We start from the raw sequence: 9,122 nt of genomic DNA, 5'->3' as shown, positions 1-9,122 counted from the left end.
TCCGAACACAGAAGTTAAGCCCACCAGCGCCGATGGTACTGCGAAAGCGGGAGAGTAGGTCGCCGCCAGTTTTTATTCAAAACTCCTTCATCAACCGATGAAGGAGTTTTTTTATGTCCATATCCCAAATACAAAGAAAGCATTGATCATCGATAAATTATCATCGATCTGTAATAGGGAACAAATAATTTAGCAGAAAACGCTATCTAGAATTTTAAGTTTTGGCTGAAGCCTATTGTTAATCAACCTAATGATGAAAGCGGGTTAAAACCCGCCCCTATTGATTCAATTAGTAATAGTTTTTTATTTAAACCTCAATAAATTTCCCTCTCTGATGTGGGGTAGGTAAATAACATTTCTGGTTAGCCAATTTCATTCTATTTCTGGAAACCATATCGTAAATACTATCACTTAGAAATGTAGGGAATATTTTTCCAATTCCTGAGAGTTTATAAATTCCACCCAATAATGATGCAATTTGTAAAATGGCTTTAGATTTAATTAAATAATATTGACTTGGCTTCCAAAGATACATGGTATTGAATACCTTAGTTTCAAGACCTCTTTCGGACAAAAAGTTTTGCCCAAAATCTGATTGCAGTGAAGCAAACATAAATTGATCTTTTTTATCTCTTTCTAAAATCCATTGTACCCAGAAATTGCAGACTCCACATTCTCCGTCAAAAAATACAATATGTTTATTTTGCCAATTTTCGTCCATGATTTATTTTTAAAATACCATTGCTCGTTCGGTTTCCTCTTTTACTTTTTTAAAGTATTTAATTAATTCCTGTCTTTGTTCTGTAGTTAATTTAGCATCCTGATGACCAAGATAGTACGAATCTAAAGGCATTTCTTCTTTTTCAATCATTTCAATGCATTCTTCCAGCTTATGAGCTTGTCTTTTAGGTTCGTATGTAGCAAAGGTAGAGAAATTTAGATGCTTTCTTCCTTCATTAATATGATTTTTCAACAACCATGAAGATGGAGCAATATCAGAATACCAAGGATATTTTGATTCATTGGAATGACAGTCATAACAAGAAGTACTAATTATATTTGCAATCTGAGGTGGTGTTTTTTTTATTCTTAAAAAATCCATTCCTGGAGTTGGTGGCGGGTTTGTCTTATCAATCGGAAAAAACTGAATGATAATAAATGCTACAAGAAGAATTACAATTACTTTTTTCATACGCTGATCATGTTTCTTAATAGATAAAGTTATTAAAATTTTAATTATAAAGAATATGAATAATATTTAATTGTCAATTATACATTGAATTATTCTAAATATGAGCTTTAATTATTGATTTTTATTTAAGTTTAAGCTAATTTTATTAACTTAAATGCATTATTATATCTTTTATACATCTATTGAGTGATAATCCATAATTAATAAATTGTTATAGTTTTTAACTATTGTAAAAATTTTATTGATAGATTGTATTTATTGATTAAGCTTTGTAAGTTTGTATAAATATTAATAGACGAGATATTAAAACTGTATAAATCAACATAAAAAATTAAACTACAATGGAAAAAGATTTAAATGACATCAGCAAATGTCCATTCCATAATGGAACAATGAAAAAAGAAAATGTTGCCGGAGGTGGAACCAATAACAAAGATTGGTGGCCTGATCATCTTAGAGTTGATATTCTGAGACAACATTCATCTTTATCAAATCCTATGGAAGAAAATTTCGATTATGCTGAAGCTTTTAAAAGTCTCGATCTTGAGAGTGTTAAAAAAGATCTTCATGCATTAATGACAGATTCACAGGATTGGTGGCCTGCCGATTTTGGTCATTACGGGCCCTTATTTATCCGTATGGCTTGGCACAGTGCAGGAACGTATCGTGTAGGTGATGGAAGAGGAGGAGCTGGAGCTGGACAACAGCGTTTTGCCCCTTTGAACAGTTGGCCGGATAACGTAAGTTTGGATAAAGCGAGAAGATTGCTTTGGCCAATCAAACAAAAATATGGTAAAAAGATTTCTTGGGCAGACCTTTTAATTCTTACAGGAAATATTGCCTTAGAATCAATGGGATTCAAAACATTTGGATTTGCGGGAGGTCGTGAAGATGTTTGGGAACCAGATCAGGATGTGTATTGGGGAACAGAAAAAACTTGGCTGGGCGGAGATCTTCGTTATGCTCACGGTTCTCCGGGGGTTGAAGGTCATGGTGTTCTTCCCGCGGAAGATGATTCGGAGGTTATTCACTCCAGAAATCTTGAAAAACCTTTAGCTGCAGTACAAATGGGACTTATTTATGTAAATCCAGAAGGGCCGGACGGAAATCCTGATCCAATTTTAGCAGCAAAAGATATTCGTGATACTTTCGGAAGAATGGCGATGAATGATGAAGAAACCGTTGCATTAATTGCAGGTGGACATACTTTCGGGAAAACTCACGGTGCAGGGTCGGCTGATCATGTTGGAAAAGAACCTGAAGCTGCAGGAATTGAATCACAAGGTTTTGGTTGGAACAGTTCTTACAAATCAGGAAAAGGTACAGATGCGATTTCCAGTGGACTAGAAGTTACGTGGACGGAAAAACCAACAGAATGGAGCAACCTTTTCTTTAAAAATCTATTTGAAAACGAATGGGAATTAACGAAAAGCCCGGCAGGAGCTCATCAATGGGTAGCAAAAGACGGAGAGAAAATTATTCCTGATGCATTTGATTCTACTAAAAAACACAGAGCAACAATGCTTACAACAGATCTTTCATTAAGATTTGATCCTGTTTATGAAAAAATATCAAGAAACTTTTTTGAAAATCCTGATGCTTTTGCAGATGCTTTTTCTCGTGCTTGGTTTAAATTGACGCACAGAGATATGGGACCAAAAGTTCGTTATTTAGGGTCTGATGTTCCAGCTGAAGAATTGATCTGGCAAGATCCAATTCCTGAAGTGAATCATGAATTAGTTAATGATTCTGATGTTGAATCTCTAAAAAGTAAAATTTTAAATTCAGGATTAAATGTTTCTGAATTGGTTTCTACAGCTTGGGCTTCTGCATCAACTTTCAGAGGAAGTGATAAACGTGGTGGTGCAAACGGAGCAAGAATTCGTTTGGCTCCACAAAAAGATTGGGCAGTAAATAATCCGACTCAGTTACAAAGAGTTTTGAGTGTGTTAGAAAATATTCAGAAAGAATTTAATGATGCTCAAGGCGGAAACAAGAAGATTTCTTTAGCAGATTTAATTGTTTTGGCGGGAAGTACAGCGGTTGAAAAAGCAGCAAGAGATGCCGGACAGAATATTACTGTTCTTTTTGCTCCAGGTCGTATGGACGCTTCACAAGAGCAGACGGATGTTGAATCAATGGGATATTTAGAACCCGCAGCAGATGGTTTCAGAAATTATTTAAAGAAAAAATATACGGTTTCTACAGAATCTTTATTAATTGATAAAGCTCAGTTATTAACACTTACGGCTCCTGAATTAACCGTTTTAATCGGGGGAATGCGTGCTTTGGATACCAATTTCGACGGTTCCAAGAATGGAGTATTCACTCAACGTCCAGGAGTTTTAACCAATGATTTCTTTGTTAATCTTTTAGATATGAGAACACAATGGAAAGCCATTTCGGAAGATAATGAATTGTATATGGGAACTGATCGATCTACTGGTCAACCAAAATGGACAGCTAGTCGTGCAGATTTGGTCTTCGGTTCAAATTCTGAATTGAGAGCTTTGGCAGAAGTATATGCAAGTGCAGATGCTCAGGAAAAATTTGTCAGAGATTTCGTTGCAACATGGACTAAAATAATGAATTTGGATAGATTTGATCTGAACTAAATTTCATACTTAACATAATATTTATTGAGACAGTCGTTTTGGCTGTCTTTTTTTGTTGATTATAGCGTAATTTGTGATTCAACGTAGTTGATTATTAAAATAAAACCTATATTTGTTGCAGAAAAAACAAACTTAAATGACTAAAAAATTATTTCCTGCCTTACTTTTGGTAGGCGCATTTGCTTTTACTAATGCACAAGTTGGGGTTAATACCGATGCTCCACACGCTACTTTCGATGTAGTTGGAGATGCTTCAAACAATGCAAAATTAGATGGAATTATCGCTCCAAGAATTTCCGGAGATTTATTAAAAACTAAAAGTTATACTTCTTTACAAACAGGTGCTTTGGTGTATGTTACAACTGCAGATTCTTCTCCAAGCGGACAGACTTTAGATGTTACTTCTACCGGGTATTATTATTTTAATGGAGATTTAGACAAATGGATTAAAATTAAATCAGGGACTTCGTCAGAGCCCTATGATACTCCAAATTCAGGAAGTTTAACACTTAATGATACTCATTTTACTGTAAGAATTTATGGTGGAAACACAGGAATTGTTCTTCCCGATGCAAGTACTTGTAAGGGAAGAGTTTATATTTTAATCGGAAGTAATGGTATTGCATCAAAACCAATTTCGGTTGTTGCAGGAACCGGTATTTATGATGATGTTACTAATGCTGGGATTACTTCAATTTCTGGCGGACAGAGATATCAGATACAAAGTGATGGCTCAGGCTGGATTGTTATAGGAAGATAAATTTAAACCTCTCATTTTGAGAGGTTTTTCATTACTAAATAATAAAGCGCTATCTTTGCAAAAAATTGAGCTCCAAAAGTTGGAGTAACTCATTAATAACTTGTCCTTTATTATGAAGGATTATTAAACATTTTTTATGTCAAATATTGTTGCTATCGTTGGGCGCCCCAATGTAGGAAAATCCACATTATTCAACCGTTTACTGGAAAGAAGAGAAGCTATTGTAGATTCTACCGCTGGTGTTACAAGAGACCGTCACTACGGAAAATCAGACTGGAACGGAGTAGATTTCACCGTTATCGATACAGGTGGATATGATGTGAACAATGACGATGTTTTCCAGGAGGAAATCTCAAAACAGGTTCAGTTGGCGATTGATGAAGCTACGTCTATCATTTTTATGATGAATGTAGAAGAAGGTCTTACTGATACAGATTACGAAATTCACGAACTTTTAAGAAGAGCAAATAAGCCGGTTTATATTGTTATTAACAAAGTAGATTCAGCTAAAGAAGAGATCGATGCTACAGAATTCTATCAATTAGGAATTGACAAATACTATACTTTATCGTCTGCAACAGGTTCCGGAACAGGAGAAGTTTTAGATGATATTGTTAGAGATTTCCCGACTACAGATTATAAAGATCCATTCGAAGGGTTGCCTAAAATTACCATTGCAGGTCGTCCGAATGTTGGAAAATCTACTTTAACAAACGCTTTATTAGATGCCGATAGAAATATCGTAACTGATGTTGCAGGAACTACAAGAGACAGTATTCAAACGCTTTACAATAAATTCGGACACGAGTTTGTGTTGGTAGATACTGCCGGAATGAGAAGGAAATCTAAGGTAAACGAAGATTTGGAATTCTATTCTGTAATGAGATCTATCCGTTCTATTGAATATTCAGACGTTGTGATCATCATGGTTGATGCTACTTTAGGGTGGGAATCTCAGGATATGAACATCTTCGGTTTAGCACAGAAAAACAGAAAAGGAATCGTGATCGTTGTTAACAAATGGGATCTTGTTGAAGACAAGCATACCAATACAGTACGTGATTTTGAGCAGTCTATTAAAGATAAAATCGGTCAGTTCAGCGATATTCCAATTCTTTTTGTTTCAGCGTTAACGAAACAGAGAATTCTGAAAGCTGTAGAAATGGCAATGTTGGTTTATGAAGACCGTAAGAAAAAGATCAAGACTTCAAAATTAAATGAAATCATGCTTCCCATCTTCGAACGTACTCCACCGCCTGCAAACAAAGGGAAATTTATTAAGATTAAATATTGCGTTCAGCTTCCTACGCCGTCACCGCAATTTGTATTCTTCTGTAACTTACCACAGTACGTAAAAGAGCCATATAAGAGATTTGCTGAAAATCAATTGAGAAAAGAATTCGGATTTACCGGAGTTCCAATCGAAGTGTATTTCAGACAGAAATAAAAAAAAATATCCCTTTTAGATTATTCTAAGAGGGATTTTATTCATATTAAATTTAATAATTTTTAAATAAAAGCTTTTTCAGAATAATGAGTACAATTGTGTTGTCAGAACAATTTTCGTTAATTAATTCTTGGATTAATGAACTTCGTAATGTTGATATTCAGCAAGACCGAATGAGGTTCCGTAGAAATATGGAGCGCATCGGGGAAATTGCTGCTTTTGAGATCAGTAAAGGGTTGGAAACAAAAGAAATTGAAATTCAGACGCCTTTAGATACAATTAAGGTTAAAGAAATTGCTGTTCAGCCCGTTATTACAACGATTCTGAGAGCCGGAGTTCCTTTGTTTGAAGGAATTTTAAACTATTTCGACAGAGCAGACTGCGGATTCGTAGCTGCCTACAGAAAACATGATGCGAACGATTATTTTTCAATAAAACAGGATTATTTAACGTGTCCGAGCATTGAAGGTAGACCTCTAATCGTTGGAGATCCAATGTTGGCAACAGGAGCATCTTTAATAGAAGCAATCAAAGACTTATTAACACACGGAAAACCGACTCAACTTCATATTGTTGCAGCCATCGCATCAAGACAAGGTGTTGAAACTATCGAAAAAGCATATCCGGAAGCAAAAATTTGGGTAGGAGCAATTGATGAAAACTTAACATCAAAAGGCTACATAAGCCCGGGATTGGGAGATGCAGGAGATTTAAGCTACGGAGAAAAACTTCAGAGATAATCTAAGAAAGTTTCCAGAAATCTTTCATTAGATCAAATAATAATATTGGTCGTACTTTGTCCAGAGGATGTTTTGTATCTGGAAGTACGGCCAATTTTGCGTTTGGTATCTTTTTGTAAACTTCAATGCTTTCTTCAAAACTTACCATATTATCTTTATCACCAATCATAATCTGAACCGGAGTTTCAATTTTAGTTAAAACTTTATCTTTCAGCGGCGGATTTTTACCTAAAGAAACCATCATTTTGGCAATATCCGGAAGTAATTGTTTCCATTGAGCGCCATGCTGAATTTCCAATTGTTCCGCATATTTCGGGATTTTCTCAAGAATAACATCTGGATTTAATAATTTACTTTCCTTTAAAGCCTGTTCTTCTGTCCAGTCAAATTTAGTTCCCAAAGTAATGATTGAATTTACTTTTTTTGGATTTTCAAAAGCATAACAAAGCGCAACATAACCTCCCATGCTGTGCCCGAAAATATAAATATCATCTAAATTTTCTGTCTCACAATATTCTGTTATTTCCTGCACATATTTTTCAATTGTAATTCCATCTTCAGGAAAAGTAGTATTTCCATGGCCGGAAAATAAAGGTGTATGAATATTAAAATACTTTGAAAGTTCTTCTAAATAAGGATTAAACATGCTGCTGTGCCCCAAAGCTCCATGTAATAAAAGTAAATTTTTCATAATTAATAGTTTACCTGAAATTATAAAAAACATTTGAGATAACAGAAATATTTATTCAATAATTAAAATAAGATAAGCACAGTAACAATTGTTAGCTGTGCTTTGAAAGATATTTATAAAGATACTTGTGTTTAAAAGCTATTGTATAAAGCAACTGCCTGAAAACTTGTTCCGGGCATACTTCCTCCCTGTGTGCATGAGGCATTGTCAAAGCAATAACCTTCAATCGATATAGAATGGGTTCCCGCTGCCAGTTCAATAGAATAAGAGCCTGTATTGTAAAAATATCCTGAAAGGTTTGTTCCTGTAGATGTAGCATTAGAATAGATATTACTTGCCCTTACAGCAGTGCTGCCATCTACAAGTAAATGTGTTCTTAGTATTCGTGCTCTGCCGTCTGAAGGAGCTGTTGTAAGATCAATAGGCACAGAGAAATTGATCATTACCAATGCTGTTTTTGCTAGTGTGATTGATTGTGTAGAAATTGTAGACGCTGTTGTGTTGCTATTGTTTAAAACAGAAGGCAGAGTTTTAAGATTAAATAATTGCACATATTGTTGGTTTAGACTGCTTTTAGGAACATAATCTACATTTCCGTTTGCATCTGTCGTTAAAACCTGAGTGTAATTTGTATCTGCTGATTTATCGGAAATAACTCGCATTCTGGTAGTTCCGTTTACATCTAAAGTTCGTGTTGGATTATCTATTTTTATCCCTACTTGGGCATTAATAATTATCCCTAAAAAAATTGAAAGTGTGTAAAGTTTTTTCATTATCTGATTTTTAATTTAAATTATTACTTATCTATTGCCATTACCAGGACACTAACTTTGTTATTTCCTGCTTTCAGAATTTCCCATGCTACTGTGGCAATTGTATTTCCGGTCGTAAAAACATCATCAACCAAAAGAATATGTTTTTCTGAGATATTTTTATTGAGCGAAAATATATTTTCTGTACTCAGACGGTTTGTTTTATCTTTTAAAGCCTGTGCTTTTGAATAAGAATTTCTCAAAATCACTTCATGATCAAAAGCAATATTATAGAATTCAGATAATGTCTCAGCAAACAAATGCAACTGATTGTATCCGCGTTCTTTAAGTTTCTTTTTATGAAGTGGAATGCTGACGATCAGATCTGGTTTTTCGTTTTTGAAGTCTACACGTTCCGTTATCCAATCGGCTAATATTTTACCTGTTATCTCTCTGTTTTTATACTTTAATTCATGTATAATTTTCCGGCTTAAACTTTCTTTCTCAAACTGCATCAAAGCATAAGCATTTTCTACAGGAAAAAGTGTTTTACATATTTCTTTAAGTGTATTTTCCTCAAAATAATCAAAATGCGTAAACTGAATTTTTTCAAAACAGATATTACAAACGATCAAATTATTCTCAATAATTTTATTACAATCTAAACAACGGTTTGGAAATAACAGATCAAGAAATATATCTTTCAATCAATATTTTTTTTACAAATTAATGAAAATCAATTCATTTGAAAGTGAATTTTAATGAAAAATTTAATTTAATTTACTAATTTGTGATATATTACGCTTAATTTTTACCGATTCAATAAAAAAGAAACTAAAACGCTTTTTATTAAGTAAAATATCAATATTTTTTAATAATTAATTGTAGATTAATCGATTATGCAAATTTAATTATGTTGCATATA

The 9,122-nt window shown here is 34.0% G+C and carries 9 protein-coding genes and 1 rRNA gene; 5 read left to right on the top strand and 5 right to left on the bottom strand.

Features of this window, described 5'->3' with window-relative positions; all coding sequences use genetic code 11:
* Positions 1-71, top strand: a 5S ribosomal RNA gene (rrf, locus tag AC1Q7L_RS21635); the annotation flags it as partial.
* Between the two features lie 236 nt (positions 72-307).
* Here the strand turns inward: rrf and AC1Q7L_RS21630 are convergent.
* Complete coding sequence (locus AC1Q7L_RS21630; RefSeq protein ID WP_492307832.1) at positions 308-721, bottom strand: thiol-disulfide oxidoreductase DCC family protein; 414 nt, start codon at positions 719-721, stop codon at positions 308-310.
* 9 nt (positions 722-730) lie between these two features.
* A complete protein-coding gene (locus AC1Q7L_RS21625) occupies positions 731-1,192 on the bottom strand; it encodes a heme-binding domain-containing protein (protein ID WP_492307833.1) in 462 nt (153 codons plus the stop codon).
* Between the two features lie 341 nt (positions 1,193-1,533).
* Between AC1Q7L_RS21625 and katG the strand changes: the two genes are divergently transcribed.
* The 4 genes from katG (at position 1,534) to upp (ending at position 6,754) form a co-directional block, all read left to right on the top strand.
* A complete protein-coding gene (gene katG / locus AC1Q7L_RS21620; protein WP_492307834.1) occupies positions 1,534-3,807 on the top strand; it encodes a catalase/peroxidase HPI in 2,274 nt (757 codons plus the stop codon).
* A gap of 136 nt (positions 3,808-3,943) precedes the next feature.
* Positions 3,944-4,567, top strand: a complete 624-nt coding sequence (locus tag AC1Q7L_RS21615) for a phage tail-like protein (RefSeq protein WP_492307835.1) — start codon at positions 3,944-3,946, stop codon at positions 4,565-4,567.
* Positions 4,568-4,703: 136 nt separating this feature from the next.
* Positions 4,704-6,014 (top strand): ribosome biogenesis GTPase Der, encoded by a 1,311-nt coding sequence (gene der / locus AC1Q7L_RS21610; RefSeq protein ID WP_410692146.1) that lies wholly within the window; start codon positions 4,704-4,706, stop codon positions 6,012-6,014.
* Between the two features lie 86 nt (positions 6,015-6,100).
* Positions 6,101-6,754: a uracil phosphoribosyltransferase gene (upp, locus tag AC1Q7L_RS21605; RefSeq protein ID WP_066755273.1), complete on the top strand. Its 654-nt coding sequence runs from the start codon at positions 6,101-6,103 to the stop codon at positions 6,752-6,754.
* 1 nt (position 6,755) lies between these two features.
* Here upp and AC1Q7L_RS21600 read toward each other — a convergent pair whose 3' ends face one another.
* From AC1Q7L_RS21600 to AC1Q7L_RS21590, 3 genes are all read right to left on the bottom strand, one after another.
* Complete coding sequence (locus AC1Q7L_RS21600; RefSeq protein WP_492307836.1) at positions 6,756-7,445, bottom strand: alpha/beta fold hydrolase; 690 nt, start codon at positions 7,443-7,445, stop codon at positions 6,756-6,758.
* 131 nt (positions 7,446-7,576) lie between these two features.
* Positions 7,577-8,218 (bottom strand): hypothetical protein, encoded by a 642-nt coding sequence (locus tag AC1Q7L_RS21595; protein ID WP_492307837.1) that lies wholly within the window; start codon positions 8,216-8,218, stop codon positions 7,577-7,579.
* 23 nt (positions 8,219-8,241) lie between these two features.
* The gene (locus tag AC1Q7L_RS21590) at positions 8,242-8,904 is read right to left on the bottom strand and encodes a ComF family protein (RefSeq protein WP_410692150.1); all 663 of its coding nucleotides are present in this window, start codon (positions 8,902-8,904) and stop codon (positions 8,242-8,244) included.
* Between the last annotated feature and the right edge of the window lie 218 nt (positions 8,905-9,122).

This window comes from Chryseobacterium sp. GW823-FHT05E08 (assembly GCF_058795655.1).
The sequence above is the reverse complement of the archived record's forward strand: the minus strand, read 5'-3'. Positions and strand labels throughout refer to the sequence as shown.

Bases quoted from the DNA above. Each gene is read 5' to 3' on its own strand.
- AC1Q7L_RS21630 (WP_492307832.1), bottom strand. From the start codon at position 721: ATGGACGAAAATTGGCAAAATAAACATATTGTATTTTTTGACGGAGAA.
- AC1Q7L_RS21625 (WP_492307833.1), bottom strand. From the start codon at position 1,192: ATGAAAAAAGTAATTGTAATTCTTCTTGTAGCATTTATTATCATTCAG.
- katG (WP_492307834.1), top strand. From the start codon at position 1,534: ATGGAAAAAGATTTAAATGACATCAGCAAATGTCCATTCCATAATGGA.
- AC1Q7L_RS21615 (WP_492307835.1), top strand. From the start codon at position 3,944: ATGACTAAAAAATTATTTCCTGCCTTACTTTTGGTAGGCGCATTTGCT.
- der (WP_410692146.1), top strand. From the start codon at position 4,704: ATGTCAAATATTGTTGCTATCGTTGGGCGCCCCAATGTAGGAAAATCC.
- upp (WP_066755273.1), top strand. From the start codon at position 6,101: ATGAGTACAATTGTGTTGTCAGAACAATTTTCGTTAATTAATTCTTGG.
- AC1Q7L_RS21600 (WP_492307836.1), bottom strand. From the start codon at position 7,445: ATGAAAAATTTACTTTTATTACATGGAGCTTTGGGGCACAGCAGCATG.
- AC1Q7L_RS21595 (WP_492307837.1), bottom strand. From the start codon at position 8,218: ATGAAAAAACTTTACACACTTTCAATTTTTTTAGGGATAATTATTAAT.